Source organism: Klebsiella sp. KPN54798 (genome assembly GCF_021184225.1).
GTDB classification, from domain to species: Bacteria; Pseudomonadota; Gammaproteobacteria; order Enterobacterales; family Enterobacteriaceae; genus Klebsiella; species Klebsiella pneumoniae.
Genome location: NZ_CP089234.1, coordinates 1,055,696 through 1,082,665, shown reverse-complemented (window position 1 = coordinate 1,082,665; position 26,970 = coordinate 1,055,696). Strand labels below are relative to the sequence as shown.

General features: G+C 61.3%; 26 protein-coding genes and 1 pseudogene. 13 read left to right on the top strand and 14 right to left on the bottom strand.

All coding sequences use genetic code 11. From position 1 onward, the window contains the following. The 3 genes and pseudogenes from gutM (at position 1) to gutQ (ending at position 2,157) form a co-directional block, all read left to right on the top strand. A pseudogene (gene gutM, locus LPQ25_RS05340) lies at positions 1 to 359 on the top strand (transcriptional regulator GutM). Positions 360 to 425: 66 nt separating this feature from the next. Continuing rightward, positions 426 to 1,199, top strand: a complete 774-nt coding sequence (gene srlR, locus LPQ25_RS05335; protein ID WP_004181024.1) for a glucitol operon DNA-binding transcriptional repressor SrlR — start codon at positions 426 to 428, stop codon at positions 1,197 to 1,199. Further along, positions 1,192 to 2,157, top strand: coding sequence for an arabinose-5-phosphate isomerase GutQ (gene gutQ / locus LPQ25_RS05330; RefSeq protein WP_004174691.1), 966 nt, complete (start codon positions 1,192 to 1,194; stop codon positions 2,155 to 2,157). The genes srlR and gutQ overlap by 8 nt, the downstream gene beginning before the upstream one ends. Here gutQ and norR read toward each other — a convergent pair. Then, positions 2,120 to 3,670 carry a nitric oxide reductase transcriptional regulator NorR gene (gene norR / locus LPQ25_RS05325; protein ID WP_014907044.1) on the bottom strand — a complete coding sequence of 517 codons (1,551 nt, stop codon included), beginning with the start codon at positions 3,668 to 3,670 and terminating at the stop codon, positions 2,120 to 2,122. The two genes, gutQ and norR, sit on opposite strands and share 38 nt — an antisense overlap. Before the next feature lie 187 nt (positions 3,671 to 3,857). On the opposite strand from norR, the gene norV reads away from it, so the two are divergent. Both norV and norW read left to right on the top strand, forming a co-directional pair. Then, the gene (gene norV, locus LPQ25_RS05320) at positions 3,858 to 5,306 is read left to right on the top strand and encodes an anaerobic nitric oxide reductase flavorubredoxin (RefSeq protein WP_014907043.1); all 1,449 of its coding nucleotides are present in this window, start codon (positions 3,858 to 3,860) and stop codon (positions 5,304 to 5,306) included. Continuing rightward, on the top strand, positions 5,303 to 6,436 hold the full coding sequence (gene norW, locus LPQ25_RS05315; RefSeq protein WP_004211583.1) for an NADH:flavorubredoxin reductase NorW: 1,134 nt from the start codon (positions 5,303 to 5,305) through the stop codon (positions 6,434 to 6,436). Before norV ends, norW begins: the two co-directional genes overlap by 4 nt. Before the next feature lie 96 nt (positions 6,437 to 6,532). On the opposite strand, the gene LPQ25_RS05310 is transcribed toward norW, so the two are convergent. The 4 genes from LPQ25_RS05310 to LPQ25_RS05295 all read right to left on the bottom strand — a co-directional run bounded on the left by LPQ25_RS05310 (position 6,533) and on the right by LPQ25_RS05295 (position 11,463). Further along, on the bottom strand, positions 6,533 to 7,546 hold the full coding sequence (locus LPQ25_RS05310) for a HoxN/HupN/NixA family nickel/cobalt transporter (protein WP_015875116.1): 1,014 nt from the start codon (positions 7,544 to 7,546) through the stop codon (positions 6,533 to 6,535). Next, positions 7,543 to 9,777: a carbamoyltransferase HypF gene (gene hypF, locus LPQ25_RS05305; protein WP_014907041.1), complete on the bottom strand. Its 2,235-nt coding sequence runs from the start codon at positions 9,775 to 9,777 to the stop codon at positions 7,543 to 7,545. The genes LPQ25_RS05310 and hypF overlap by 4 nt, the downstream gene beginning before the upstream one ends. 8 nt (positions 9,778 to 9,785) lie before the next feature. Further along, positions 9,786 to 10,313: an electron transport protein HydN gene (gene hydN / locus LPQ25_RS05300; protein ID WP_002914875.1), complete on the bottom strand. Its 528-nt coding sequence runs from the start codon at positions 10,311 to 10,313 to the stop codon at positions 9,786 to 9,788. Positions 10,314 to 10,449: 136 nt separating this feature from the next. After that, a complete protein-coding gene (locus LPQ25_RS05295; RefSeq protein ID WP_004174685.1) occupies positions 10,450 to 11,463 on the bottom strand; it encodes a LacI family DNA-binding transcriptional regulator in 1,014 nt (337 codons plus the stop codon). 267 nt (positions 11,464 to 11,730) lie between these two features. Here LPQ25_RS05295 and ascF point away from each other — a divergent pair, with 267 nt between their 5' ends. From ascF to LPQ25_RS05280, 3 genes are all read left to right on the top strand, one after another. After that, complete coding sequence (gene ascF / locus LPQ25_RS05290) at positions 11,731 to 13,173, top strand: PTS cellobiose/arbutin/salicin transporter subunit IIBC (RefSeq protein ID WP_002914879.1); 1,443 nt, start codon at positions 11,731 to 11,733, stop codon at positions 13,171 to 13,173. Between the two features lie 26 nt (positions 13,174 to 13,199). Beyond that, complete coding sequence (locus LPQ25_RS05285; protein WP_014907039.1) at positions 13,200 to 14,624, top strand: 6-phospho-beta-glucosidase; 1,425 nt, start codon at positions 13,200 to 13,202, stop codon at positions 14,622 to 14,624. Positions 14,625 to 14,805: 181 nt separating this feature from the next. Beyond that, positions 14,806 to 15,114, top strand: coding sequence for a SymE family type I addiction module toxin (locus LPQ25_RS05280; RefSeq protein ID WP_002914883.1), 309 nt, complete (start codon positions 14,806 to 14,808; stop codon positions 15,112 to 15,114). Here LPQ25_RS05280 and hycI read toward each other — a convergent pair. The 9 genes from hycI to hycA all read right to left on the bottom strand — a co-directional run bounded on the left by hycI (position 15,111) and on the right by hycA (position 22,915). Then, positions 15,111 to 15,581 carry a hydrogenase maturation peptidase HycI gene (hycI, locus tag LPQ25_RS05275; protein WP_004174683.1) on the bottom strand — a complete coding sequence of 157 codons (471 nt, stop codon included), beginning with the start codon at positions 15,579 to 15,581 and terminating at the stop codon, positions 15,111 to 15,113. The two genes, LPQ25_RS05280 and hycI, sit on opposite strands and share 4 nt — an antisense overlap. Further along, on the bottom strand, positions 15,574 to 15,984 hold the full coding sequence (locus LPQ25_RS05270) for a formate hydrogenlyase maturation HycH family protein (protein WP_002914887.1): 411 nt from the start codon (positions 15,982 to 15,984) through the stop codon (positions 15,574 to 15,576). Before LPQ25_RS05270 ends, hycI begins: the two co-directional genes overlap by 8 nt. Further along, positions 15,981 to 16,748, bottom strand: a complete 768-nt coding sequence (locus LPQ25_RS05265) for an NADH-quinone oxidoreductase subunit B family protein (RefSeq protein WP_002914891.1) — start codon at positions 16,746 to 16,748, stop codon at positions 15,981 to 15,983. Before LPQ25_RS05265 ends, LPQ25_RS05270 begins: the two co-directional genes overlap by 4 nt. Further along, positions 16,748 to 17,290 (bottom strand): formate hydrogenlyase complex iron-sulfur subunit, encoded by a 543-nt coding sequence (locus LPQ25_RS05260; RefSeq protein WP_014907038.1) that lies wholly within the window; start codon positions 17,288 to 17,290, stop codon positions 16,748 to 16,750. Before LPQ25_RS05260 ends, LPQ25_RS05265 begins: the two co-directional genes overlap by 1 nt. A 9-nt stretch (positions 17,291 to 17,299) precedes the next feature. Then, positions 17,300 to 19,009, bottom strand: a complete 1,710-nt coding sequence (hycE, locus tag LPQ25_RS05255) for a formate hydrogenlyase subunit HycE (RefSeq protein WP_014907037.1) — start codon at positions 19,007 to 19,009, stop codon at positions 17,300 to 17,302. Positions 19,010 to 19,025: 16 nt separating this feature from the next. Further along, entirely contained in the window at positions 19,026 to 19,949 is a 924-nt protein-coding gene (locus tag LPQ25_RS05250) for a respiratory chain complex I subunit 1 family protein (protein ID WP_004149485.1), read from the bottom strand. A 2-nt stretch (positions 19,950 to 19,951) separates the two neighbouring features. Continuing rightward, positions 19,952 to 21,778, bottom strand: a complete 1,827-nt coding sequence (gene hycC / locus LPQ25_RS05245; protein WP_014907036.1) for a formate hydrogenlyase subunit 3 — start codon at positions 21,776 to 21,778, stop codon at positions 19,952 to 19,954. Then, positions 21,775 to 22,383, bottom strand: coding sequence for a 4Fe-4S dicluster domain-containing protein (locus LPQ25_RS05240; protein WP_014907035.1), 609 nt, complete (start codon positions 22,381 to 22,383; stop codon positions 21,775 to 21,777). The genes hycC and LPQ25_RS05240 overlap by 4 nt, the downstream gene beginning before the upstream one ends. 82 nt (positions 22,384 to 22,465) lie before the next feature. After that, the gene (hycA, locus tag LPQ25_RS05235) at positions 22,466 to 22,915 is read right to left on the bottom strand and encodes a formate hydrogenlyase regulator HycA (RefSeq protein WP_002914925.1); all 450 of its coding nucleotides are present in this window, start codon (positions 22,913 to 22,915) and stop codon (positions 22,466 to 22,468) included. Positions 22,916 to 23,124: 209 nt separating this feature from the next. Here hycA and hypA point away from each other — a divergent pair, with 209 nt between their 5' ends. The 5 genes from hypA to hypE are packed head-to-tail and all read left to right on the top strand — an operon-like array spanning position 23,125 to position 26,736. Next, positions 23,125 to 23,469, top strand: a complete 345-nt coding sequence (gene hypA, locus LPQ25_RS05230; protein WP_002914928.1) for a hydrogenase maturation nickel metallochaperone HypA — start codon at positions 23,125 to 23,127, stop codon at positions 23,467 to 23,469. A 3-nt stretch (positions 23,470 to 23,472) separates the two neighbouring features. After that, positions 23,473 to 24,345, top strand: coding sequence for a hydrogenase nickel incorporation protein HypB (gene hypB / locus LPQ25_RS05225; RefSeq protein WP_004890205.1), 873 nt, complete (start codon positions 23,473 to 23,475; stop codon positions 24,343 to 24,345). Continuing rightward, entirely contained in the window at positions 24,336 to 24,608 is a 273-nt protein-coding gene (locus LPQ25_RS05220) for a HypC/HybG/HupF family hydrogenase formation chaperone (protein ID WP_014907033.1), read from the top strand. The genes hypB and LPQ25_RS05220 overlap by 10 nt, the downstream gene beginning before the upstream one ends. Further along, entirely contained in the window at positions 24,608 to 25,729 is a 1,122-nt protein-coding gene (gene hypD / locus LPQ25_RS05215; protein ID WP_014907032.1) for a hydrogenase formation protein HypD, read from the top strand. Before LPQ25_RS05220 ends, hypD begins: the two co-directional genes overlap by 1 nt. Then, complete coding sequence (gene hypE / locus LPQ25_RS05210) at positions 25,726 to 26,736, top strand: hydrogenase expression/formation protein HypE (protein ID WP_004174678.1); 1,011 nt, start codon at positions 25,726 to 25,728, stop codon at positions 26,734 to 26,736. The genes hypD and hypE overlap by 4 nt, the downstream gene beginning before the upstream one ends. The last annotated feature ends 234 nt before the right edge of the window (positions 26,737 to 26,970 follow it).

Sequence of the window (26,970 nt, the reverse complement as noted above, 5' to 3'; positions counted from 1 at the left end):
ATGGTTACTGCATTAATCATCGTCGCCGCCATCGCCTGGCTTACCCAGCTGGCCTTTGGCGGCTGGCAGATCCGCCGCTTCAATCGCGCCTTTGATAGCCTGTGCCAGCAGGGCGGGTGGGCGTCGGCCGCTCCGCCGGGCGCTTTCAACCGCGCGCCATCGTCGCCATCGCCGTCGATGATAACGACCGCATTAGCGACACGCTGCTGATGAAAGGCTTCACCATTTTCGCCAGTCCGCAAAAGATCCCGGCTCTGGCAGGCAAACATATTGCGGAATTGCAGCCTGATGTGATCTTTCCCCATGATCCGCGCTGTCAGAATGCACTATCATTAGCGCTTAATCCGAAACATGGATAATTTCGTTGTAAAAGTAAATATCTTGCGAAATTATCACTTCGAAACTTAAACGCAGGATAGACGCCTATGAAACCACGTCAGCGCCAGGCAGCCATTCTCGAGTTCCTGCAGTCGCAGGGAAAATGCTCGGTCGAAGAGCTGGCGCAACACTTCGATACCACTGGCACCACCATCCGCAAGGATCTGGTCACGCTGGAAAACGCCGGCACCGTCATTCGCACCTACGGTGGCGTGGTACTCAACAAGGATGAAGCCGATCCGCCGATTGACCATAAGACGCTGATCAACACCCATAAAAAAGCCCAGATTGCCGAGGCCGCCGTGCGATACATCCACGATGGCGATTCAATTATCCTCGACGCCGGCAGCACCGTGCTGCAGATGGTGCCATTGCTGAGTCACTTTAATAACATCACGGTGATGACCAACAGCCTGCATATCGTCAACGCGCTATCAGAGTTCGATAACGAGCAGACCATCCTGATGCCGGGCGGCACCTTCCGTAAAAAATCGGCCTCTTTTCACGGCCAGCTGGCGGAAAACGCCTTCGAACAGTTCAGCTTCGACAAGCTGTTTATGGGCACCGACGGTATCGATCTGAACGCCGGAGTCACTACCTTTAATGAGGTCTATACCGTCAGCAAAGCGATGTGCAACGCCGCCCGCGAAGTGATCCTGATGGCCGACTCATCCAAGTTTGGTCGTAAAAGCCCCAATATTGTCTGCGGCCTTGAACGCGTGGATAAATTGATTACCGATGCCGATATTGACCCGGAATTCCAGCGGGCGCTGGAAGCCAAAGGCATAGCAGTCATTATTACTGGAGAACATCATGAGTAACTTTTTGTTAGAGGCCGGACGCCAGACCCTGATGCTTGAGCTGCAGGAGGCGAGCCGCCTGCCGGAGCGCCTGGGCGACGACTTCATCCGCGCGGCGGAAACCATTATCCACTGCGAGGGCAAACTGATTGTCTCCGGTATCGGTAAATCCGGCCACATCGGTAAAAAGCTGGCGGCAACCTTCGCCAGCACCGGCACCCCGGCCTTTTTCGTCCATCCGGCGGAAGCCCTGCACGGCGATCTCGGCATGCTCGATAGCCGCGACGTGATGCTGTTTATCTCCTACTCCGGTAGCGCGAAAGAGCTGGATCTCATCGTGCCGCGGCTGGAAGAAAAAGGCATTCCGCTGCTGGCGATGACCGGCAAATCCACCTCGCCGCTGGCGCTGGCGGCGAAAGCGGTGCTGGATATCGCCGTGGAGCGCGAGGCCTGCCCGATGCATCTGGCGCCAACCTCCAGCACCGTCAATACGCTGATGCTGGGCGACGCGTTGGCGATGGCGGTGATGCAGGCGCGCGGTTTCAATGAAGAGGATTTCGCCCGTTCCCACCCGGCGGGCGCCCTCGGCGCGCGGCTGCTGAACAAAGTGCATCACCTGATGCGTCGTGATGAAGAAGTGCCGCGGGTCAATACCGAGGCCAACGTCATGGACGCCATGCTCGAACTAAGCCGAACCGGACTCGGCCTGGTGGCGGTCTGCGATGAAGCCAACCGCGTGCAGGGCGTTTTCACCGACGGCGACCTGCGCCGCTGGCTGGTTGCTGGCGGTACGCTCAACGATGGCGTCACTCGGGCGATGACCCGCAATGGCGTAACGCTGCAGGCGGATAGCCGCGCGGTGGAAGCCAAAGAGCGGCTGATGAAACACAAAATCAGCGCCGCGCCGGTAGTGGATGAGAACGGCCAACTGGTCGGCGCCATTAACCTGCAGAACTTTTACCAGGCGGGGATCCTTTAAGCCCCAGACGTTTCGCCAGCCGATGCAGGTTGGCGACGTCCAGTTCCAGCGCTCGGGCGGTCGCCGCCCAGTTGCCCTGGTTCGCCTCCAGCGCACGGCTAATGGCTTCTCGCTGAAAAGAGTCGGTCGCCTCGCGCAGATTGATGTTTCCCGTCGCGGGCGCCGCTGCCGCCGTCTCAGTCGGCAACATCGGCGCCGCCACCGCAAACTGGAAATGCTGCGGCTCCAGGACCACTTCATCACCGGCCTGGGTGGCCCGCGCCAGCACCACCGCCCGATGGATAGCATGCTCCAGTTCGCGCACGTTGCCCGGCCAGGACCACTGCTGCAGCCGGTTTCGCGCCGCCTCAGCCAAAATGACCCGCGCCAGCCCCATCCGCAGGCGGCACTGCTCGCAGAAATAGCCCGCCAGCAGCACCACGTCACTTTCCCGCTCGCGTAGCGGCGGAACCGACAGCGGGAAGACGCTCAGCCGATGGTACAGGTCGGCGCGAAAGCGCCCTTCCACCACCTCCTGGCGCAGATCGCGGTTCGTCGCCGCCAGCACCCGCACATCGACCCGCAGGCTGCGGTCATCGCCGACGCGCTGAATATCGCCATACTGCAGCACGCGCAGCAGTTTGGCCTGCAGCGCCAGCGACAGTTCGCCGATTTCGTCAAGAAACAGGGTGCCGTTATCCGCCATCTCAAATTTACCGCTGCGGTTGCTGATGGCCCCGGTAAATGCCCCTTTCACATGGCCGAACAGCTCGCTCTCCGCTACGCTTTCCGGCAGCGCCGCGCAGTTGAGGTACACCAGAGGGTTGGCGGCTCGCGGCGACCCCTGATGCACCGCCTTCGCCACCAGCTCTTTGCCGGTGCCGGTTTCGCCGCTGATCAGCACGTTTAAATCCGAGGCGGTGACGATATCGATCTCTTTTTTCAGCTGCAGCATGGGCCCCGACAGGCCGATGATCTCCTGGCGCTCCGGCAGCGGGTAATTCACCGCCTGCGCCGGCAGGACGTTTTGCGCTTCAAGGCGGGCGATAAGCAGCGCATTATTCAGCGCCCCGGCCACCAGCGCGGCAATCAGCCGCAGCTCTTCATCGCTGAAGCTATCGAAACGATCGGCATCCATGCCGTCCAGGGTCAGCGCGCCAATCAGCGTCTGCCCGGCAAACAGCGGCAGTCCCACGCAGGCATGGACTTTGAGGCTCTCATGACCGGGGATCAGCCCGTCATAGGGGTCGGGCAGGTCGCTATCCGCCGGGAAGCGCACCACATCCCCGGCGCGCGCAATCGCCTCCAGCCGCGGGTGTCCTTCCAGGGCAAAGCGCCGACCGAGCACATCCTGCGCCAGGCCATCGATCGCCAGCGGCACAAACTGATGCGCCTCATAGCGCAGCAGCGCCGAGGCATCGCAGCCAAGAATTTGCCGCAGGGTAGTAATCAGGCGCGAAAAGCGGTCGGTGTGACCAATATCGCTTTGTAAATCTATGGCGATTCTCGCCAGCTCGTCGACGGAAAAACTCATTGCCGCTCCATTGTCATTTTGACAATACGCATTGTCATATCGACTATTTTAACCATTGTCATTTTGACAACAACCAAAATCAGAAAAAATTAAAAACAGATAATTATCAATGAATTAAAAAGTTGGCACGCAACTTGATATAAACCAGTCAACTGAGTTTAAACACACTGTATTGATTGAGGTTGCTATGTCTATTGTGGTGAAAAATAACATTCTTTGGGTTGGCCAACGTGACTGGGAAGTGCGTGATTTCCACGGCACCGAATATAAAACGCTGCGCGGCAGCAGCTACAACAGCTATCTCATCCGCGAAGAGAAAAACGTGCTGATCGATACCGTCGATCATAAATTCAGCCGCGAGTTCGTACAGAACCTGCGCCGCGAAATCGACCTCGCCGACCTCGACTATATCGTCATTAACCACGCCGAAGAGGACCATGCCGGCGCGCTGACCGAACTGATGATGCAGATCCCGGATACGCCGATCTACTGCACCGCCAACGCCATCGACTCGATCAACGGCCACCATCATCATCCGGAGTGGAACTTCCACGTGGTGAAAACCGGCGATACTCTCGACATCGGTAACGGTAAACAGCTGATCTTCGTGGAAACGCCGATGCTGCACTGGCCGGACAGCATGATGACCTACCTGACCGGCGACGCGGTGCTGTTCAGCAACGACGCCTTCGGTCAGCACTATTGCGACGAACATCTGTTCAACGACGAAGTGGACCAGACTGAACTGTACGAACAGTGCCAGCGTTACTACGCCAACATTCTGACGCCCTTTAGCCGCCTGGTAACGCCGAAAATTACTGAAATCCTCGGCTTCAACCTGCCGGTGGAGATGATTGCCACCTCCCACGGCGTGGTCTGGCGCGATAACCCGACGCAAATCGTCGAGAAATACCTCGAGTGGGCGGCAGATTATCAGGAAGATCGCATCACCATCTTCTACGACACCATGTCCAATAATACCCGCATGATGGCGGACGCCATTGCCCAGGGGATCACCGAGATTGACCCACGGGTAGCGGTGAAAATCTTTAACGTCGCCCGCAGCGACAAAAACGACATTCTCACCAATGTTTTCCGCTCGAAAGGCGTACTTGTCGGCACGTCCACCATGAACAACGTGATGATGCCGAAAATCGCCGGGCTGGTGGAAGAGATGACCGGGCTGCGTTTTCGCAATAAACGCGCCAGCGCCTTTGGCTCGCACGGCTGGAGCGGCGGCGCGGTAGACCGCCTGTCCACCCGCCTGCAGGATGCCGGCTTTGAGATGTCGCTGAGCCTGAAAGCCAAATGGCGCCCGGATATCGACGCGCTGGAGCTGTGCCGCCAACACGGTCGCGACATCGCCCGCCAGTGGGCCCTCTCGCCGCTGCCGGTTGCTGAAGCAGCGACAACGCCGGAACCACAGGACTGCGCCTGTGCCGCCGCCGCGGCCGCCGATCTCGGTCCCATGATGCAGTGCAGCGTGTGCCAGTGGGTCTATGACCCGGCGAAAGGCGAACCTAACCAGGATGTACAGCCGGGTACACCGTGGAGTGAAGTGCCGGACAATTTCCTCTGCCCTGAGTGTTCTCTTGGCAAAGATGTCTTTAACGTACTGGCGACGGAGGCAAAATGAGTGATGGCATCGTCATCATCGGCTCGGGCTTCGCGGCCCGCCAGCTGGTGAAAAATATTCGTAAGCAGGATGCGCAAATCCCGCTGACCCTCATCGCCGCCGATAGCATGGATGAATACAACAAACCGGACCTCAGCCATGTCATCAGCCGCGGACAGAAGGCCGACGATCTGACCCTGCAAAGTGCCGGCGAGTTCGCCGAGCAGTACACTCTGCGTCTGTTTCCCCATACCTGGGTAAGCGATATCGACGCCGAAAACCGGTTAGTGAAGAGCCAGGATAACCAGTGGCGCTACGACAAACTGGTGCTGGCCACCGGCGCGACGCCGTTTATCCCGTCGGTGCCGGGGCGCGAGCTGATGCTAACGCTCAATAGCCAGCGCGAATATGGCGCGGCGCAGAGCCGGCTGCACGACGCGAAGCGCGTGCTGATCGTCGGCGGCGGCCTGATTGGCTGCGAACTGGCGATGGATTTCTGCCGCGCCGGTAAAGCGGTAACGGTAGTCGATAACTCCGCCAGCGTGCTGGCGGCGCTGATGCCGCCGGAGGCCAGCAGCCGCCTGCAGCATCGGCTCACCGAGATGGGCGTACATCTGATGCTGAAAACGCAGCTGGAGGGGCTGGAGCAAACCGCCGACGGCATTCGCGTCAGTCTCGATCGCCAGCGCGCGATAACCGTCGATGCGGTGGTGGCCGCCGCCGGCCTGCGCCCGGAAACGTCGCTGGCGCGCCACGCCGGACTGCAGATTAACCGCGGTATTGTGGTCAATAGCCAGCTGCAAACCAGCGACCCGGCGATTTATGCGCTCGGCGACTGTGCGGAAATCAACGGCGTGGTACTGCCGTTCCTGCAGCCGATTTTACTCAGCGCCATGTGCCTGAGTAAAAATCTGCTGGCGCAGGCGGGAGAACTCAAGCTGCCGCCAATGCTGGTGAAGGTGAAAACCCCGGATCTGCCGCTGCATCTGGCCGGCGACACCCGCCGCGACGATCTGACGTGGAACATCGTGGCCGCCAAAGAGGGGCTGGTAGCGAAAGGCGTGGATGCCGAAAACCAGCTGCGGGCCTTTGTGGTCAGCGAAGACAAAATGAAGGAAGCCTTTGCGCTGCTCAAGCAACTGGTAAGTTGATGGTTTTCCCGGCTTGCGGCGTAAACGCCTTAGCCGGGCTACGGTATTGTCCTGGTAGCCCGGCTAAGCGCAGCGCAAGCCGGGAACATATCCAGCCTAGCGCGCTAGATTGTCGTAGCCGCGCCAGCGATAGTTAAGCACCGATAGCGCCCAACAGGCGACAAACAACCCGACCACCACAAATCCGGCGTCGCCAAGGTTGTCGTTTAACGCCCCTACCCAGCGCCATATTCCGCCGCTGAGCGCAAACTTATCCATCAGCAGACCCAGCGCTTCCAGGCCGCCGATAAACAGCGCTACCACCACCGAGGTACCGGTGATGGTCATATTGTAATAGAGCTTGCGCTGCGGCTTGCTGAACGCCCAGCCGTAGGCGCCGACCATCAGCACATTATCAAGCGTATCCACCAGCGCCATACCGCTGGCGAACAGCGCCGGAAAGACCATAATCGACCAGACGGAAATCCCGCTCGACGCGCCGGCGGCGGAGATACCCAGTACGCCGATTTCGGTGGCGGTATCAAAACCGAGGCCAAACAGGAACCCGACCAGGTACATCTGCCAGCTGCGGCTTATCAGACGGAAGGTCTTGCCAAACAGCCAGCTCATCACCCCGCCGCCGCTGACGATTTCGTCGCTCACCTTCTCACCGCGCTTCCATGCCCGAAAGCTGCGCCACACGCTGCGTAAAATCACCAGGTTGATAAAGGCCATCGCCAGTAAAAACAGGGCCGACACCGCGGTGCCGATAACGCTGCCGGTATCATGCAGCCAGCTCATCTGCGTGCTGAAGGCGGTGGCGGTCGCGGCAATCGCCGCCGAGGCCAGCACCACAATCGATGAGTGGCCCAGCGAAAACCACGCCCCGACGGCGAAAGGCCGCCGCCCCTGCTGCATCATCTTGCGGGTCACGTTATCAATCGCCGCAATATGGTCGGCGTCCACCGCGTGGCGCAGGCCGTAGCCCCAGGCCAGCAGGCTGGCGGCCATCAGCGCGCCGCTGTCGCCAAAGGCCTGCAGCGCCCAGCACCAGGCCAGTAAATTCGCCGCGATCAACCCCAGCACCAGACCCGCGGCGCGCGGCTGCTGGCGTAAAACTGTCATTATCATGGTTTTATTCCTTGAGCCTGCCCGCGGGCGGCGGCGATCACCGCCTGACCATAGGCGATTGCGCCGTCGCCGGCCGGCAACTGCTGTGCAAACAGCAGAGTAAAATCCGCCAGATAAAAGGTCAATCGCGCCGCCAGCAGGCGGTTATGCAGCACCCCGCCGCTGCAGACCATCGTGTCGATGCCGCGGACGGTGGCGCAGTCGCGGGCCATCGCCGCCAGTCCACAGGCCAGGGCGTCGTGGAATGCCCAGGCTTTCTGCGCCGGAGTCGCCTGCCAGCTCAGCCATTGCCGCCAGAAGGTCGCTAAATCCAGCGCGTCGTCGCGCCAAGGCAGCGTAACCGGGTGGCTGACGCCGGGGCAGCTGGCGGCCAGCGCCTCCAGCCGACAGGCCGCTTCGCCTTCATAGCTCAGACTCTCCGGCGCGCAATCCAGGGCGCAGGCAACGGCATCAAACAGCCGTCCGCAGGATGAAGCGCGCGGCGCGTTAATCCCGCGCTCGATGGCCTGCGCCAGCAGCGGCCAGTTGCGCTGGCGCAGGGTGGCGGCCTGCGGATAATCCTGCCAGTCAGGGACAAACGCCAGACAGTGGGCCAGCAAATTTCGCCACGGCTGGCGTGCCGCCAGGTCCCCCCCTGGCAGCGCGACGGCCGGCAGCCCGCCAAGATGTTCGCATTCGCGATAGTTGACCCGCAGGCACTCCCCGCCCCACAGCGCGCCGTTCTCCCCCATACCAATACCGTCGAGTGTCAGGGCGATAACGTCCCCGCCGTCAAGCGGCCAGCGGTGCTCCGCCAGGCACGCCGCGGCGTGGGCATGGTGATGCAGCACTGTCTCCAGCGGCAGGGGCAGGGAGGCCGCCCACTGCGTTGAGCGATAGCCGGGATGGGCATCAACCACCACCCGCTGCGGCACAAACGCGTAAATGCTCTGCATCAGCTGCAGGGCGCTGCGCCACTGCTGTTCAACACCTTCCTCGCCAAGATCGCCAAAGTGCTGGCTCAGCACCGCTTCGCTGCCGCGCGCCAGGCAGAAAGTATTTTTCATATCCGCGCCGAGAGCCAGCAGCGGCGGGATGTCTCCTAGCCCTGGCGGCAGCGGCAGCGCGTCCGGGACGTAGCCCCGGGCGCGGCGCAGCATTTCACCGCTTGAGCGCACCAGTGAATCATCCATCCGCTGTACGATGTCGCGATTATGCAAGAGAAAGCCGTCGGCAATGTCGGCTAACTCATTGAGCGCCTGAGCATTACTTAACGCCGGCGGACGGCCGCTAAGATTGCCGGAGGTCATTACGATGGGGCGCGCCAGGCCCTGCAGAAGCAAATGCTGCAGCGGATTAGACGGCAGCATCACCCCAACTTCCGCAAGCCCTGGCGCTATTTCGTCGCACAGGCCGGAGACCTGCGCTTTGGCAATCAGTACGATGGGCGCCGCCGGGGAGCCCATCAGCGCCGCGGCGGCGGCGGGTAAGCCCGTTGCCGTCGGCAGCATTACCGCCAGCGGTTTTGCCGGGCGGTGTTTTCGCGCCCGCAGCGTGGCAACGGCAGCGGGGTTACCGGCATCGCAGGCCAGATGAAAGCCGCCGATGCCTTTTATCGCCACGATGTCGCCCGCCGCCAGCCGGGCGATAGCCGCCTGCAGCGCCGCCTCGCCGTCCAGCGCTTCCCCCTCTGCCCGCCATTCCAGTCGCGGCCCGCAGTCGGGGCAGGCCACCGGCTGGGCGTGAAAACGGCGATCGGCAGGATCGCGGAATTCCGCTTCACAAGGGGAACAGAGCGGGAACGGCGCCATTGCGGTGAAGGGCCGGTCGTAGGGCATGGCGCGAATAATGGTCAGCCGCGGCCCGCAGTGGGTGCAGTTGATAAAAGGATAGCGGTAGCGGCGCGCCCGGGGATCGTTCATCTCCGCGAGGCACGCCGGGCAGGTCGCGGCATCGGGCACGATCTGAGTGCGCATCCGTCCCTTCCCGCTCTCGCGGATGGTGAAATCCTGCGGCATGGCCGTCCAGCGATAGGGAATGCAGGCGGTACTGTCGATCCGCGCCAGCGGCGGGCAGTGGTCAGCCAGAGCGGCAGTAAAACCGTCGTCGCCCCCGACCAGCCGCACCAGTACGCCGTCGCCGTCGTTACAGACATCGCCGCAGCGGGCCTGCGCCCGGGCCAGCTGCCAGACAAAGGGGCGGAAACCGACCCCCTGCACTTTACCGCGAATGCGGATTTGCACCCCGTTCATGCCTTGACTTACCAGGCCAGCGCCGTACGGCGACGTTTCTCGATATTCATCTGCTCAAGTTTGTTGCGGTCAACGCACACGAGGGCGTGCGTCGGGCACACTTCCATGCAGGCCGGGCCGCTCTCGCGGTGGAAGCAGAGATCGCACTTGTTGGCTTCGGCTTTTTCCGCCACGACGTTCAGTCCGGCGCCGCTATGGCGGATCACCGGGCGCACCACCACCTCCATCGCCCCGTACGGGCAGGCGACGACGCAGGTTTTGCAGCCGATGCAACGCTCCTGCATCACATGGACAAAGCCTTTATCGCGGCTGATGGCGCCGTTCGGGCAGACATTGGCGCAGGGGGCGTCTTCACACTGACGGCAGGCGGTCGCCGTGGAAACATTGACCCCTTTGATCACGTGAATACGCGGCTGAAAGGTGTGAGGCGTCAGGGAGGCGCAGTCCTGATGTTCCTGATGGGATACCACGCAGGCCACTTCGCAAGTGCGACAGCCGATACATTTGCTCGCATCGGCGATAATGAAACGGTTCATCCATTTCTCCAGCAGTAAGAAGGTTACGCGCCGGAGTATGCATAATACGTTCCAAGTTTTTAATATATTGATTATAAAGATTATTATAGCTGCGGTTTGCTGTCATCGTCAGTAGTGACGATGACAGCTGACGACGTCAGGCACAGGGGCCCGCCACCAGCGACTCGCGTTCAATCAGCGCTCCGGGAAAGCTTTGCTGAAAGTTGAATTCCCCGCCATCCAGCATAAAGATCAGCCGATTGATGCTCTCTTTAATCATCTCCGTCACCGGCACCCGGACGCTGGCGAGCGACGGCACCATATACGGCGCAAGAGCAATATCGTCAAACCCCACCACCGAGACCTGTTCTGGCACCTTAACGCCCAGCTGGTGAAGCTGCTTCATCGCCCCGATGGCCATATCGTCATTGCTCGCCACCAGCGCGCTGTAGGTAACCCCGCGCTGACGCAGGCTCTCCACCCCCGCCGCCCCGGTTTCCGGCGTCCAGCGCCCTTCGGCGATAAGCGCCTCGTTCAGGGCGATGCCGTGGCCAGCCAGCGCGTCTTTGTAGCCGGCGAGGCGTTCGACGCCGGTGGGAGAGTCAAGGGAGCCGGTAATAAAGGCGATATCGCGATGGCCAAGCGCAATCAGCCGCTCCACTACCCGCATCGCCGAGGCTTTTTGATCGGACCAGACGCAGTGGCTGGCGTGGCGGCGCAGGCGGCGATTAAGCACCATGATCGGCTGCGAGTGGTTCTCAACGATCTCGTCCATCTCATCAACGGTGAGAAAGCGCGGGTAGATGATGATCGCATCGCAGCGTAGATCCAGCAGGTACTGGATCGCCTCCCGCTCCTCTTGCGCGCTGTGCTTGCCGTCGGCCAGGATCAGCTGCCGCCCTTTATCCTCCGTCATCCGCGCCACGTGATACAGCAGTTCGCTAAAATAGACGCCGTGGTACAGGGTATTGGTCACCACCAGGCCGAGGGTTTGCGTGGTTTTGGTCGCCAGGTTGCGCGCCAGCAGATTTGGCCGGTAGCCGCTCTCCGCCACCGCCTTAAACACCCGGTCTTTGGTCTCCTGGCTGACATAGCCGTTGCCCGACAGCACCCGCGAAACGGTCGCCTTCGATACCCCCGCGCGCTTTGCGACCTCCAGCATCGTTGCCATGTGATTCTTCCTGTTGCAAAAGTTGCAGGCAGTGTACTGCACGTTTCCCGCTTTTACAGCACTCCCCTGTTCATCACCGCGATCCGGCTCACGGCGACGCTTAGCGATCAAAATCACAAAATTGAGATCATATTTTTTTATTTCTTGTGCAATTAAATAAAACTCACCATGATTTTGTGGAACCGGTTTCCTACAAAAACATGCTATCGCCCGGCGATGCGGGGCGGTGGCAGATCAGTACCCTATTGATAAACAGGATAAAATCCGATGTCGAAAAATTATGCAGCCCTGGCGCAACAGATAGTCGCGGCAATCGGCGGGGTCGACAACGTCGCCGCCGTTACCCACTGCATGACCCGTCTGCGCTTCGTGGTTAAAGACGACGAACAGGTCGATAGCTCTACCCTGAAAGGCCTGGCCGGGGTGCTCGGCGTCGTGCGCAGCGATAACCAGTGCCAGGTGATCATCGGCAACACTGTCTCCCAGGCCTACCGCGAGGTGGTGAATCTGCTGCCTGGCGACCTGCGCCCGGCTGAGCCGCAGGGCAAAGCGCCGCTGACCCTGAAACGCATCGGCGCCGGGATCCTCGACGCGCTGATCGGCACCATGTCACCGCTGATCCCGGCGATTATCGGCGGATCGATGGTCAAGCTGCTGGCGATGATCCTCGAGATGAGCGGCGCGTTGCCGAAAGGCTCGCCGACGCTGACCCTGCTGGCGCTTATCGGCGACGGCGCATTTTTCTTCCTGCCGCTGATGGTGGCCGCCTCCGCGGCGGTGAAATTCAAAACTAATATGTCGCTGGCTATCGCCATCGCCGGGGTGCTGGTGCATCCTGGGTTTATCGAATTGATGGCCAAAGCCGCCCAGGGAGAACACGTTGAATTCGCCTTTATTCCGGTTACCGCGGTGAAATACACCTATACGGTGATCCCGGCGCTGGTGATGACCTGGTGCCTGTCGTATATCGAGCGCTGGGTGGATCGCATTACCCCGGCGGTGACGAAAAACTTTCTGAAGCCGATGCTGATCGTGCTGATCGCCGCCCCGCTGGCGATCCTGCTGATTGGCCCGCTGGGCATCTGGATCGGCAGCGCCATTTCCGCGCTGGTGTATACGATCCACAGCTATCTCGGCTGGCTGTCGGTGGCGATCATGGGCGGGCTGTGGCCGCTGTTGGTGATGACCGGTATGCACCGCGTCTTTACGCCGACCATCATTCAGACCATCGCCGAAACCGGCAAAGAGGGTATGGTGATGCCATCGGAGATCGGCGCCAACCTGTCGCTCGGCGGCTCTTCGCTGGCGGTAGCGTGGAAAACTAAAAACCCGGAGCTGCGCCAGACGGCGCTGGCCGCCGCGGCATCGGCGATTCTGGCCGGGATTTCCGAACCGGCGCTGTACGGCGTGGCGGTGCGCCTGAAGCGCCCGCTGATCGCCAGCTTAATCAGCGGCTTTATCTGCGGCGCGGTGGCAGGTATTGCCGGACTGGCCAGCCATTCGATGGCGGCGCCGGGGCTGTTTACCAGCGTGCAGTTTTTCGATCCGGCCAATCCAATGACCATCGTCTGGGTGTTTGGCGTGATGGCGCTGTCGGTGGTGCTGTCGTTTGCCCTGACGCTGATCCTTGGCTTTGAGGACATTCCCGTTGAGCAGGCCGCTGCCGACGCCAGAGCGCGCCAGGCCCGGGCCCAGGCATCCCACGCCTGAATACACTATTGATAATGAGGTAATGCATGGCGAGTTTCCCACAGGGATTTTTATGGGGCGGCGCACTGGCCGCCAACCAGTCTGAAGGCGCTTATCTTGAAGGCGGTAAGGGGCTGACCACCGTGGATACCCTTCCCCACGGCGCCCATCGCCTGCCGGTAAAATTAGGCCTGGAGAAGCGCTTTACGCTGCGTGAAGACGAATTTTACCCCAGCCACCAGGCGATCGATTTTTACCATCGCTATAAAGAAGATATCGCCCTGATGGCCGAGATGGGGTTCAGCGTCTTTCGCACCTCCATCGCCTGGAGCCGCCTGTTCCCACGCGGCGACGAACAGCAGCCGAATCCGCAGGGCATCGCCTTCTATCGCTCACTGTTCGAGGAGTGCAAAAAGCACGGTATCAAGCCGCTGGTCACCCTGTGTCATTTCGACGTGCCGATGCATCTGGTGATGGAGTACGGCTCCTGGCGCAACCGCAAAATGGTGGATTTTTTCAGCCACTACGCCCGCACCTGCTTTGAAGCTTTTGACGGCCTGGTGAAATACTGGCTCACCTTCAATGAAATCAACATCATGCTGCACAGCCCCTACTCCGGCGCCGGTCTGGTGTTTGAAGAGGGTGAAAACCAGGAGCAGGTGAAGTATCAGGCCGCGCATCACGAGCTGGTGGCCAGCGCGCTGGCGACGAAAATCGCCCATGAGATTAACCCGCAAAATCAGGTCGGCTGTATGCTGGCCGGCGGTAATTTCTACCCTTACTCCTGCAAGCCGGAAGATGTATGGATGGCGCTGGAGAAGGACCGCGAAAACCTGTTCTTTATCGATGTCCAGGCCCGCGGCGCCTATCCGGTGTGGGCCGCGCGGGTGTTCCGGGAAAAAGGGGTCACGATTGCGAAACAGCCGGGCGATGACGAGATCCTCAAAAACACCGTCGATTTCGTCTCCTTTAGCTACTACGCGTCGCGCTGCGCCTCGGCGGAGATGAACGCCAGCAACACCAATGCCGCCAACATCGTCAAGTCGCTGAAGAACCCGCACATTCCGGCCAGCGAATGGGGCTGGGGCATCGACCCGCTGGGCCTGCGCATCACCATGAACATGATGTACGACCGCTATCAGAAACCGCTGTTCCTGGTGGAAAACGGGCTTGGCGCCCGCGATGAGATCGATGCCAATGGGGACATCAATGACGACTATCGCATCAGCTACCTGCGCGAGCACATCAGGGCAATGCGCGATGCTATCGGCGACGGCATTCCGGTGATGGGTTACACCAGCTGGGGCTGCATCGATCTGGTCTCGGCGTCCACCGGCGAGATGAGCAAGCGCTACGGCTTTGTCTATGTCGATCGCGACGATGCCGGCAACGGCACCCTGGCGCGTAAGCGTAAAAAGTCATTCTTCTGGTACCAGAAGGTGATAGCCAGTAACGGCGCCGATCTCGACTAAGCACCCTCGCCCACGAGCGCCCGTTCCCCGCGCTAACCGGGGGACGGACGTCGGCTATCTGTTGCATCCATTACATGCTTTTTTCTCGAGCCTGATTCCAGTTTCTGGTTTGCCACCTGTTTACAATAACTGGTATTTTATCCAGTACTTTTACCGGGGTATCTTCAGCAAGGAGCACATCATGAGCGCACAGCACCCTACCGCAGCCAGAGGGATAGCCAGGGCCATTCGCCAGTTAACCGTGGGATATGTCAGAAAACGCCATGAGGACCGCAAAACGCGGGAGACGCGGCGCTACACCCGCCACGCGGCATTAAGCTTAAACGGCGACTGGCTGGAGCAGGCGGGGTTTCCGGTCGGCACGCAGGTCAGAGTCTCGGTGTCGCCCGGTAAATTAGTGATAGAGAATCTTGAGCTGGCAGCGCCGGGAACGGGGCTCCCTTCCGGCCAGTCGTGCGCCGGCGGAGAGCCCGGTTCGCCGCAGGGCTAGTCGTCCGCGGCCTCCAGCTGAGTAAAGCCGCCCTTGCCCTGCCAGCCTGCCAGCTGCTGATACACCCGGGCAACGGCCTCTTTCACCGGCTGGGTCATCGGATAATAAAAACCGACGATATCCGGCTGAATGCCGAGGAAAATCACCTCGCCGACATCTTCTTTCAGCTGATCGACCAGATAGTTGAGCGGCATGTTATGGGTGGTCATCATAAACATCTCGGCGATGTCGTCGGGATCGATGATGCGAATGTCGCCGGGGTTTAGGCCCATATCGGTGGCATCGACAATCAGCAGGCGTTCGGGGCGTAATTCGCGGATCGCCACGATGTCGTTTTCCGGCGCGCTGCCGCCGTCGATGACCACCCACTGGCCGGCCGGGTTAGCCGCGCACATCTCCGCCAGCAGCGGGCCGGCGCCGTCGTCGCCCATCATGCTGTTGCCGACACAGAGTAAAACGTCAGTCACGTAATCTCCTCACCATCAGGTAGATGGCGCTCTCCTGGTGAATATCATGCAGCATGCTGAGCAGGGTTTTGCTCCACGCCTGCTGCTGCGGGGTCTGCGCGGACTGCGCTTTATCAAAGGCGTTGGCCAGCATCGCCACATGACTGCTGTCGATGACGATTTCGCCATACTTCGGCACGCCCTCCATTTTGCGCCGCGCGGCGCTTCCGGCCTCAAGGGTGGCGATCCATGCCAGATACGCGTCCCACGGGCAGCTCAGCGCCGCCTCCAGACAGTCGATGACGCCGAGGTGGTGGCCAATCGCCAGGCTGTAATAGACCACCTGCTGCGCCTGATCCGGCGTGGCGTCGTTCTCATCAATAAATTTACGGCTCAGCTGACTGAACACCACCGTCTCGCTCATCGGATACGCGCCCCCTCGACCACCTGGTTGAGATGGGTGACGATCTCGGTCAGACGCGGATCTTTCTCCGCCTCCAGCCAGCGCAGCACCTGGCTGTCGCCCTGGCCAAGCAGACGCATATAGTCATCGGCAATCTGCCGTCCATAGCGGTAGCCCGCCAGACGCCGCGCTTCGCGATCGATGCGCACCCGCAGAGGCTGCACCATATCGGCATGCAGCAGCTCGGTCGGCTGTTCGTCGAGCTCACCCGGCAGACGGGCATGAATTTTCTGCTCCAGCAGGCCAAGCGCCATGGCGAAGCCGTACAGCGTGGCGGCTGGCGTCGGCGGGCAGCCCGGAATATAGACGTCGACCGGTACGATTTTATCGGTACCGCCCCAGACGCAGTACAGGTCGTGGAAGATGCCGCCGCTGTTGCCGCAGGCGCCGTAGGAGATACAGATCTTCGGATCCGGCGCCGACTGCCAGGCGCGCAGCGCCGGGGAGCGCATCGCGCGAGTCACTGCCCCGGTAAACAACAGAATATCGGCATGGCGCGGCGAAGGCACCACCTTAATCCCGAAGCGTTCAGCGTCGAACAGCGGCGAAAGGGTGGCGAAAATTTCGATTTCGCAGCCGTTGCAGCCGCCACAGTCGACGCGGTAGACGTAGGCCGAACGTTTAATCTTCTTCAGTAGCGAGGCCTTCATGCTGGCGATGGATTCATCCACCGTCATCGGCACGGGAATGCCGTTTTCATCGCGCGGGCCAAGTAAAGTACTCATCAGCTGGCCTCCCTCATATGGCGGGTCAGTTCAATACGATCGGACGGCACCAGGCATTTCTGGCGCTTGCATTCCGGGCAGGTTTCGAAGCTTTCGCGGTGCAGCTCGGCGCGGGTATCGCCGTTATGCTTGAGCAGCGCGATGGCGTAGTCGATCTCCTTCTGCACCGCGAACGGACGCTGGCACTCCCGGCAGTGGCAGATAGCGAAGCGCGACTGCTGGAGGAAATCCTCTTTCTTCCACACCGCCAGCTCATACTCCGGCGACAGCTTAATGGCCGCCGTCGGGCAGACCTCTTCACAGCGACCGCAGAAGATACAGCGCCCGAGGTTGAACTGCCACGCCAGCTGGTTAGCGGCCAGATCGATCTCGACCGTCAGGGCGTTCGACGGGCAGGCGTTCACGCAGGCCGCGCAGCCGATACACTGCTGTGGCGTATGCTCCGGCTTGCCGCGAAAGTTTTTGTCCACCGGCATCGGCTCCAGCGGGTAGGCGTGCGTCGCGGTGCCGGTCTTAATAACTTTTTTAATAAAGGTAAACATGGCGATTCCTTATTTCAGCGGCGAGTTTTTACGCTCGATGCTGTAGCGCTCCAGCTCTTTGTATGGCACCACTTTGCTCTTCTTCTTGCGTACATCGACCACGGTCATGCGGTCAGTACAGGAGTAGCACGGGTCGAGGCTGCCGATGATCAGCGGCGCATCGGAAACGGTGTTGCCGCGCAGCATATAGCGCAGGGTCGGCCAGTTGGCGTAAGTCGCCGCCCGGCAACGCCAGCGGTACAGTTTCTGGTTGTCGCCGGTCATGCTCCAGTGGATATCGTCGCCGCGCGGCGCCTCGGAGAAGCCCAGCGCGAAGCGGTGCGGAATATAGGTGAACCCCTCCACCATCAGTGGGCCGCCCGGCAGGTTATCGAGACCGAAATCAATCATATTCAGCGCGGTGTAAACCTCGTTGATCCGCACCTTGAGGCGAGATATCACATCGCAGCCGTGTTCGCTGTGGACTTCCATCGGCAGCAGGCCGTAACCGACAAACGGGTGGTCGGCGCGGGTGTCGCGGGCGTGGCCGCTGGCGCGCACCATCGGGCCGACGTTGCTGAAGTCGCGGGCGATTTCCGGGTCCAGACGGCCAATACCGACGGTACGCTGTTCCATATTCGGCGTGCTGAGCAGCATATCCACCAGCTCCTGCACGTCGCGACGCATCTGCTGCGCCAGCTGACGGGTCTGGATCATGTCCTCTTTCAGCAGGTCGCGGCGGATCCCGCCGATCAGGTTCAGGCCGTAGGTTTTACGCGCGCCGGTAAGGATCTCTGCCATCTTCATCGAGGTTTCGCGCACGCGGAAGAACTGCATAAAGCCGGAGTCAAAGCCGGTAAAGTGGCAGGCCAGACCGAGGTTCAGCAGGTGCGAGTGCAGGCGTTCCACCTCCAGCAGAATGGCGCGGATCATCTGCGCCCGCTCCGGCACCACGATGCCCATCGCGTTCTCCACCGAGGTGGTGTAAGCGGTGCTGTGGGCGAAGCCGCAGATGCCGCACACCCGGTCCGACAGGAAGGTCACTTCGTTATAACCCATGCGGGTTTCCGCCAGCTTTTCCATCCCGCGATGGACGTAGAACAGGCGGTAGTCGGCGTCGATAATGTTCTCGCCGTCAACGAACAGGCGGAAGTGGCCAGGTTCATCAGAGGTGACGTGCAGCGGGCCAATCGGCACCACGTTGTTTTTCTTGCTGCCGAGCTCGTTAATAAACTCGTAGGTTTCGGCGTCGGTGGTCGGCGCCGGGCGCTGGCGATAATCCATGCTGTCTTTGCGCAGCGGATAGAGTTCGTCCGGCCAGTCGTCCGGCAGCACCAGCCGGCGTTCGTCCGGCAGGCCGACCGGCACCAGGCCGTACATATCACGCACTTCGCGCTCGCCCCATACCGCCGCCGGGACGCGCGGCGTCACCGACGGGTATTCCGGTTTGTTGGCGTCCACTTCCACGCGCACGGTGATCCAGCATTTGGTGCCCTGCTCCATCGACAGCACGTAATAGACCGCGTAGTGGCCGTTGAGCTTACGTTCATCGTTGCCGAACAGCACCGACAGCCAGCCGCCCTGCTGGTAGTAGAGAAACTCCACCACTTCCGGCAGGTAGTTGACCTTCACGGTGATGGTTAACTGGTCTTTTGTCTGCCAGGCTTCGTCCAGCACCACGCCGGGAAAGGCCTGGTGCAGCGCCGCAAGGTAGTGTTGACCGATTTTTTCTTCAGACATGCTCAAACTCTCTTAATCACGCCACCAGCAAGGAGACGAAAGCTAAAAAGGCGAAACCAAACCCGGCCCAGGTGACGCGGGAGGTGGCACAAAAACGCAGACGCGCCATGCTGTTTTCAAACAGCGCGATAATTAGCACCCCAACCACCAGCTTAACGATGGCGACCACCAGCGCCAGCAGCAGGCCGCCGACGCTGAAGCTGGTCATCTGGCCCCACGGAAAGAAGACCCCGACAAACATCTGCAGCACCACCAGCTGTTTGAGGCTGATGCCCCACTTCAGGATGCCAAAGCCGCTACCGCTGTATTCCGACAGCGGCCCTTCCTGCAGCTCCTGCTCCGCTTCCGCCAGATCGAACGGCAGTTTGCCCATCTCGATAAAGGTGGCGAAGGCGCAGGCGCATAACGCCAGAATCAGTGGAATGCTGCGCGCCGCCGGCCAGTGGTAAAGGGTATCGGTGATGGCGCTGATATGGGTCGAGCCGGCGACCTGCGCCGCCACCCACAGGCCCAACAGCAGGATCGGCTCCACCAGCACGCCGAGCATCGCTTCGCGACTGCTGCCCAGCGCGGTAAACGGGCTGCCGGTGTCCAGACCGGAAATGGCAAAGAAGAAACGGGCGATGGCGAACAGGTAGATCAGGGTGATGAGATCCCCCAGCACCGGCAGCGGGGAGTCTACCGTCACCACCGGCAGCGCGGTGGCGATGGTCAGCATCACGCCCACCATGACGTACGGCGTCAGGCGAAACACCCAGCCCGAGGCGTCAGGACCGACGCTCTGGCGGCCCAGCAGTTTCAGGATATCGCGATACTCCTGCAGTACCCCCGGTCCACGGCGGTTATGCAGCCGCGCGCGGGCGACGCGAACGATCCCGGACAACAGCGGCGCGACGGCAAACAGCACCAGCGCCTGTAGCAATGCAATTAACAGACTCATTCTCAGGCTCCTCGCGAAATGACAATCACCACCAGCACCGCCAGCTCAACCAGCGCGATCCCGCGCAGCAGCGCCGGCGCCGAGGCCGATTGCCAGCCCGGCACCAGACGCACCGGGTTCAGCCAGTGACGCAGCTTCAGCAACGGCGCAAAGGCCTCTTTCACCGGCATGGCAAAGCCGTGGGCCGTTACCACCATCGACTGCTCGTGGTCGTAACCGCAGACCCACGCCGCGCCGCGCGAGCGCGCCGCCAGGCGATCGCCTTTAAAGAAGATCATCAGCAGGAACGGCAGCAGCGGGCAGGCGATAAGCAGCAGCGCGATCATCGGCTGCGACACCACGCTCGATACCTGAGCCTGCACCGGGAAGGCGCCGCTCACCAGCGGCAGCAGCCACGGCGCGGCGATGCCGCCAACGAGGCAGAAAACCGCCGCCAGCACCACGCTCAGGGTCATCAGCCAGGGGGCGCAGGTAGCGTTTTCCGCCTCTTTCGTCCGCGGCGCGCCGAGGAAGGTCACGCCATAGACTTTCGCCATACACATCACCGCCAGTGCGCCAGTGATCGCCAGGCCAACGGCCAGTAGCGGCCCCAGCAAACGGCCGATAAACAGGTCGCCAGTGCTCATTTTGAAGAAGGATTGATAGATAACCCACTCGCCGGCGAAGCCGTTCAGCGGCGGCAGGGCCGCCATTGCCATCAGCCCCACCAGCATGGCGAGGGAGATCAGCGGCATTTTTTTACCGATGCCGCCCAGCTTCTCAATATCGCGATGACCGGTGCGGAACCACACCGCTCCGGCACCGAGGAACAGCGTGGTTTTGAACAGGCTGTGGTTAATCAGGTGATACATGCCGCCGATAAAGCCCAGCACCATCAGCGTGCTGTTGCGGGTCGCCACGCCGGTGACGAAGGCGCCCAGCCCCAGCAGGATAATGCCGATATTCTCCAGGGTGTGATAGGCCAGCAGGCGCTGAATGTTATGCTCCATCAGCGCATACAGTCCGCCGATAAAGGCGGTGATCATCCCCAGCGCCAGCAGCATCACGCCCCACCACAGCGGCGGCACGCCGCCGGCCAGCGAAACGGTCAGCATGCCGTACAGACCAACCTTCATTACCACCGTGGAAAACAGCGCGGCGGCCGGCGCGCTGGCCCCGGCGTGAGCCTGCGGCGCCCAGCCGTGCAGCGGGATCGCCCCGGCCAGCAGGGCGAACCCCACCAGACCCGGCAGCCAGAGCAGCGGGTTCTGCATCATATCCACCGCCTGAAGGTTGATCTGCGCCAGCTCGAGGGTGCCGTAGGTTGACCACACCAGCCAGCAGGTCCAGGCCATCAGCAGAGTACCGAGACGCCCCAGGGCAAACCACAGCTTACCGGAGGCGGCGCAGCCGGTGAGAAACGCCGCGCAGAGCGCCATGATCTCCGCCATCACCACCAGTGAACCGATATTGGTCACCACCACCGCGCAGGTCGCGGCGGCCAGCAGCAGGTTGACCAGCGGGCCGTTGGCCTTCACCTGCGGGTGGCGATGCCAGCTAATATTGAACAGCGACACCGGCAGCGCCGACAGGCCGATGGCCAGCAGCCACAGCGCGTTGACGCCCCCCACCCGTATCGTCAGGTGGAGAAACTGCAGCATGCCGCCGTGGATCCGCTCCGGCATCAGCAGCGCGGCGCCGCCGGTGACCACCAGCATGGCGCTGGCCACCGCGCCGCCGATCCCGGCAATGGCGCCGCTGAGCGGTTTGCGCATGGCAAACAGAAAGGCCAGTACGGCGCTGGCGGCATACCACGCCACCGCCTGATTCACTAATCCAATTACACTCATTCCCTCTCCCCCTGTTGCGCCTGGAACAGCGACAAGTCGCCAAGGTCGGTATTAAAGGTCAGCTGGCGTTTACGCTTGCTGGCCTGGGCGATATCACGGCTATCCACCAGCATCAGCGCGTTGGTCGGACAGGTCCGCACGCAGGCCGGGCCCTGGTCATCGAAGTGGCAGAGGTCGCATTTCACGGCAATAGCGCGCACGCCCGGTACCCAGTCGAGCAGCGAGCTGACGCGCGCCGGCGCCGGCGGCGCGGGGGGCGCCAGCCGGGTATTGGCATTCGCCGGGATATCCAGCGGGCGGCTGCCGGAAAATTCAATGGCGCCGAACGGGCAGGCAATGCCGCACAGTTTGCAGCTTACGCACAGGCTCTCGTTGAGCTGGACCGCGCCATCGACGCGCTGGATGGCGTTAACCGGGCAGACGGTGGCGCAGGGAGCATCTTCACAGTGGTGGCACATCTGCGGTGCCGATTCTTTTTCATTACGCATCACCTGCAGCCGCGGCATAGCCTGCAGGCCGTGCAGGCGATGCGTCTCAGAGCAGGCGGCTTCGCAGGTGCGGCAGCCGATACAGACAGTGGAGTCAGCAATTACAAAACGGTTCACCGGGTCATCCTCGGGTGAAAGTCATTTTTGACGAAATCAGGTTGCGCAGGTGTCATTTTCGACACGTGTCGACACCTTACGATCAGTGGGTCAGCGCCAGATGGCTTAAATCCACCGGTTGGTCTTGTTCCATGGCGTCATACAGACGGTCATAGACGGTGGCGATAATCGCCAGATAGTGCTCCAGCACCTGGTCGCGGGAGCGGTTGCTGATGCGGCCGTCCACCGTGCCATCCATTGCGAGGGTGGCCTGAGCAATCAGATACTTATCACCGCCGTTTTTGTTTTCGACGTAGTACTCAATGGTGTGGCTGTTGAAGCCTTCCGCGAGGGCGACGAACACCTGAAAATGGCCGAACAGCACGAAGCACAGCTCTTTGTCCGGCGCGCAGCTCATCGCGTGATGCAGGCGGGCCTTCGACAAGGTGATCCCCTGAACCAGCGAGTTACAGTAGATGTGCCACTGCTCCTGCTGCTGCCGGTGACGGTCGGCGATGTAATCCGCCTTTTCACTTATTTCCCAAATAGTCATATCGGTTTCTCCGTAGCATGAGATGCACCCTCTAAGCATTTTTCATGCCAGATTTTATTTAATTGATTTTACTATGTTTTTGTATCGAACTCTGCCGATGCGACATGTCGATGACAGCCCCGGGGCGTCGACATCGACATTGACTGCCACGACGATTTCATTCTGGCATCGTTATTGCATAGAAGGCGCATCGCGATACGGAGGCGACTATGCACGAAATCACCCTCAGCCAGCGGGCGCTGGAAATTATTGAACAACAGGCGCAGCAGGCCGGCGCGCGGCGGGTTACCGGCGTGTGGCTTAAGGTCGGCGCATTTTCCTGCGTGGAAGCCAGCGCCCTGACCTTCTGCTTTGAGCTGGTCTGCCGCGGCACGCTGGCGGAGGGGTGCGAACTGCATATCGCCGAACAACAGGCTGAATGCTGGTGCGATCGCTGTCAGCAGTACGTCCATCTTGTCTCGCAGCACGTTCGCCGCTGCCCGCACTGCAATAACGACCAGCTGCAGATCGTGGCGGATGATGGCTTACAGATTCAGCGTTTAGAATTGGAGTAAATTATGTGTACAACATGCGGCTGTGGCGAAGGCAACCTCTATATTGAAGGAGACGAACGAAACCCGCATTCCGCGTTCCGCAGCGCCCCCTTCGCGCCCGCCCCACGCCAGACGATGACCATCACCGGTGTCAAAATCGACCACTTCGCCCCCACCCGCACGCCAGAGGGCGACCTGCATTACGGCCACGGCGAAGCGGGTACCCACGCCCCGGGGCAGAGCCAGCGGCGGATGCTGGAAGTGGAGATCGACGTGCTGGATAAAAACAACCGCCTGGCGGCACGCAACCGCGCACGCTTCGCAGCAAAACAGCAGCTGGTGCTGAATCTGGTTTCCAGCCCCGGCTCCGGCAAAACCACCCTGCTCACCGAAACCCTCACCCGGCTGAAAGGACGCGCCGACTGCGCGGTGATTGAAGGCGATCAGCAAACGGTCAATGACGCCGCCCGCATTCGCGCCACCGGCACCCCGGCGATTCAGGTCAATACCGGGAAAGGCTGCCATCTCGACGCCCAGATGATCGCCGACGCCGCCCCGCGCCTGCCGCTGGCTGACCGCGGCATTCTGTTTATCGAAAACGTCGGCAACCTGGTCTGCCCGGCCAGCTTTGATCTCGGCGAGCGCCATAAGGTGGCGGTGCTGTCGGTCACCGAAGGCGAAGACAAACCGCTGAAGTATCCGCATATGTTCGCCGCCGCCAGCCTGATGCTGCTCAACAAAGTCGACCTGCTGCCGTATCTCAATTTCGACGTTGAGCGGTGCCTGGCCTGCGCCCGCGAGGTCAATCCGCATATTGAAATTATTCTTGTCTCCGCCACCAGCGGCGAAGGCATGGAGCAATGGCTCACCTGGCTGGAGACGCAGCGATGTGCATAGGCATTCCGGGACAAATTTGCGCCATCGACGGCGTGCTGGCGAAGGTGGAAGTTTGCGGTATTCAGCGCGACGTCGACCTGACGCTGGTCGGCGCCGTTGATGAGCAGGGCCAGCCGCGGCTCGGCCAGTGGGTGCTGGTGCACGTCGGCTTCGCCATGAGCGTCATTAATGAATCCGAAGCCCGCGACACCCTCGAGGCGCTGCAAAATATGTTTGACGTGGAGCCGGACGTCGGCGCGCTGCTGTACGGCGAGGAGCGATAATGCGTTACGTAGATGAATACCGCGCCCCCGAACAGGTGATGCAGCTGGTGGCCCATCTTCAGCAGCGTGCTCGTCTGCTGCCGCACACCGCCGCGCGACCGCTGCGCATCATGGAGGTCTGCGGCGGCCATACCCATGCCATTTTTAAATTCGGGCTCGACCAACTGTTGCCGGAGAACATCGAATTTATTCATGGTCCCGGCTGCCCGGTGTGCGTCCTGCCGATGGGGCGCATCGATGCCTGCATTGAGATTGCCAGCCGCCCGGGAGTGATCTTCTGCACCTTCGGCGACGCCATGCGCGTGCCGGGTAAAAACGGCTCGCTTCTGCAGGCGAAAGCCCGCGGCGCCGATGTCCGCATCGTTTACTCGCCGATGGACGCTCTGCGGCTGGCGCAGCAAAATCCGCAGCGCGAGGTGGTCTTTTTTGGTCTCGGTTTCGAAACCACCATGCCCGCTACCGCCCTGACCCTGCGTCAGGCGCGAGAGCGCAACGTCGATAACTTCTACTTTTTCTGCCAGCACATCACCCTGCTGCCGACCCTGCGCAGCCTGCTGGACCAGCCGGAGAACGGAATCGACGCCTTTCTCGCCCCGGGCCACGTCAGTATGGTGATCGGCACCGAGGCCTACGGCTTTATCGCCAGCGACTATCACCGTCCTTTAGTGGTCGCCGGTTTCGAACCGCTTGATCTACTGCAAGGCGCGGTGATGCTGGTTGAGCAGACAATAGCGCAGCGCAGCGATGTGGAAAATCAGTACCGTCGCGTGGTGCCGGATGCCGGCAACCCGCTGGCGCAGGCGGCGATGGCCGACGTCTTCCGCCTGGATGGCGACAGCGAATGGCGCGGCCTGGGGGTCATCAGCGACTCCGGCGTGCAGCTTACGCCAGCCTATCAGCGCTTCGATGCCGAGGCGCATTTTCACCCGGCGCCGCAGCGCGTGTGCGACGACCCGCGCGCCCGCTGCGGCGAGGTGCTGACCGGCCGCTGTAAACCGCACCAGTGCCCGCTCTTCGCCAGCACCTGCAATCCGCAAAGCGCCTTTGGCGCGCTAATGGTCTCCTCTGAAGGGGCCTGCGCCGCCTGGTATCAATATCGCAGTCAGGAAAATGAAGTATGAAAAGCGTCCAGTTAGCCCACGGTAGCGGGGGACAGGCAATGCAACAGCTGATCGGCGACCTGTTTATGCAGGCCTTCGCCAACCCCTGGCTGGCGGAGCAGGAGGATCAGGCGCGCCTCGATCTGGCGGCGCTCGCCGCCCAGGGGGACCGCCTCGCCTTCTCCACCGACAGCTACGTGATTGACCCGCTGTTCTTTCCCGGCGGCAATATCGGCAAGCTTGCCGTCTGCGGTACCGCCAACGATGTGGCGGTCAGCGGCGCCATCCCGCGCTATCTTTCCTGCGGCTTTATTCTCGAAGAGGGGCTGGAGATGGCCACCCTGGAAGCGGTGGTCGCCAGCATGGCCGACACCGCCCGGGCGGCAGGGATCGCCATCGTCACCGGCGACACTAAAGTGGTGCCGCGCGGCGCGGCGGATAAGCTGTTTATTAACACCGCCGGCATCGGCGCCATCCCGGCGGACGTTCACTGGGGGACGCAGCAGATTAGCGCCGGTGATGTGCTGCTGGTCAGCGGCACGCTGGGGGATCATGGCGCCACCATCCTTAACCTGCGCGAGCAGATGGGGCTGGACGGCGCGCTGTCCAGCGACTGCGCGGTGCTGACGCCGCTTATCCAGACCCTGCGCCCGCTGAGCGGAGTGAAAGCCCTGCGCGACGCCACCCGCGGCGGGGTTAACGCGGTCGCCCATGAGTTCGCCGCCGCCAGCGGCTGCGGCATCGAACTGCAGGAGGCAACGCTGCCGGTCAACGACACGGTGCGCGGCGTCTGCGAGCTGCTTGGTCTGGACGCCCTGAACTTCGCCAATGAAGGCAAGCTGGTGCTCGCCGTCGCCCGCGACGAGGCGGAAAACGTGCTGGCGCATTTGCGGTCTCACGCGTTAGGACGCGATGCGGCGATAATCGGCGAAGTGGTCGTCCGCCCGGGCGTACGTTCCGTTGGGCTGTACGGCGTGAAGCGGACGCTCGATCTTCCCCACGCCGAACCGCTGCCGAGAATTTGTTAACGACGGCGTCGGGTCCCGGATAGCGGCTGGCGCCTTATCCGGGCTACAAAACTGCGCGCACATGTAGCCCGGCTAAGCGCAGCGCGAGCCGGGAAAAAGCCAGCGTAATTATTTTGCCCAAACCAGCGGGCGCCCATGGATGGGTTAAAGCGGCAATAACCGCTTTATTAACATACTATTATTTGTACCATCATTTTCTTATGCGCCGCGTTGTCGGCGCGTTTTGGACGTAAG

Coding starts and splice junctions, on each gene's coding strand:
- srlR (WP_004181024.1), top strand. CDS start 426: ATGAAACCACGTCAGCGCCAGGCAGCCATTCTCGAGTTCCTGCAGTCG.
- gutQ (WP_004174691.1), top strand. CDS start 1,192: ATGAGTAACTTTTTGTTAGAGGCCGGACGCCAGACCCTGATGCTTGAG.
- norR (WP_014907044.1), bottom strand. CDS start 3,670: ATGAGTTTTTCCGTCGACGAGCTGGCGAGAATCGCCATAGATTTACAA.
- norV (WP_014907043.1), top strand. CDS start 3,858: ATGTCTATTGTGGTGAAAAATAACATTCTTTGGGTTGGCCAACGTGAC.
- norW (WP_004211583.1), top strand. CDS start 5,303: ATGAGTGATGGCATCGTCATCATCGGCTCGGGCTTCGCGGCCCGCCAG.
- LPQ25_RS05310 (WP_015875116.1), bottom strand. CDS start 7,546: ATGATAATGACAGTTTTACGCCAGCAGCCGCGCGCCGCGGGTCTGGTG.
- hypF (WP_014907041.1), bottom strand. CDS start 9,777: ATGAACGGGGTGCAAATCCGCATTCGCGGTAAAGTGCAGGGGGTCGGT.
- hydN (WP_002914875.1), bottom strand. CDS start 10,313: ATGAACCGTTTCATTATCGCCGATGCGAGCAAATGTATCGGCTGTCGC.
- LPQ25_RS05295 (WP_004174685.1), bottom strand. CDS start 11,463: ATGGCAACGATGCTGGAGGTCGCAAAGCGCGCGGGGGTATCGAAGGCG.
- ascF (WP_002914879.1), top strand. CDS start 11,731: ATGTCGAAAAATTATGCAGCCCTGGCGCAACAGATAGTCGCGGCAATC.
- LPQ25_RS05285 (WP_014907039.1), top strand. CDS start 13,200: ATGGCGAGTTTCCCACAGGGATTTTTATGGGGCGGCGCACTGGCCGCC.
- LPQ25_RS05280 (WP_002914883.1), top strand. CDS start 14,806: ATGAGCGCACAGCACCCTACCGCAGCCAGAGGGATAGCCAGGGCCATT.
- LPQ25_RS05270 (WP_002914887.1), bottom strand. CDS start 15,984: ATGAGCGAGACGGTGGTGTTCAGTCAGCTGAGCCGTAAATTTATTGAT.
- LPQ25_RS05265 (WP_002914891.1), bottom strand. CDS start 16,748: ATGAGTACTTTACTTGGCCCGCGCGATGAAAACGGCATTCCCGTGCCG.
- LPQ25_RS05260 (WP_014907038.1), bottom strand. CDS start 17,290: ATGTTTACCTTTATTAAAAAAGTTATTAAGACCGGCACCGCGACGCAC.
- hycE (WP_014907037.1), bottom strand. CDS start 19,009: ATGTCTGAAGAAAAAATCGGTCAACACTACCTTGCGGCGCTGCACCAG.
- LPQ25_RS05250 (WP_004149485.1), bottom strand. CDS start 19,949: ATGAGTCTGTTAATTGCATTGCTACAGGCGCTGGTGCTGTTTGCCGTC.
- hycC (WP_014907036.1), bottom strand. CDS start 21,778: ATGAGTGTAATTGGATTAGTGAATCAGGCGGTGGCGTGGTATGCCGCC.
- hycA (WP_002914925.1), bottom strand. CDS start 22,915: ATGACTATTTGGGAAATAAGTGAAAAGGCGGATTACATCGCCGACCGT.
- hypA (WP_002914928.1), top strand. CDS start 23,125: ATGCACGAAATCACCCTCAGCCAGCGGGCGCTGGAAATTATTGAACAA.
- hypB (WP_004890205.1), top strand. CDS start 23,473: ATGTGTACAACATGCGGCTGTGGCGAAGGCAACCTCTATATTGAAGGA.
- LPQ25_RS05220 (WP_014907033.1), top strand. CDS start 24,336: ATGTGCATAGGCATTCCGGGACAAATTTGCGCCATCGACGGCGTGCTG.
- hypD (WP_014907032.1), top strand. CDS start 24,608: ATGCGTTACGTAGATGAATACCGCGCCCCCGAACAGGTGATGCAGCTG.
- hypE (WP_004174678.1), top strand. CDS start 25,726: ATGAAAAGCGTCCAGTTAGCCCACGGTAGCGGGGGACAGGCAATGCAA.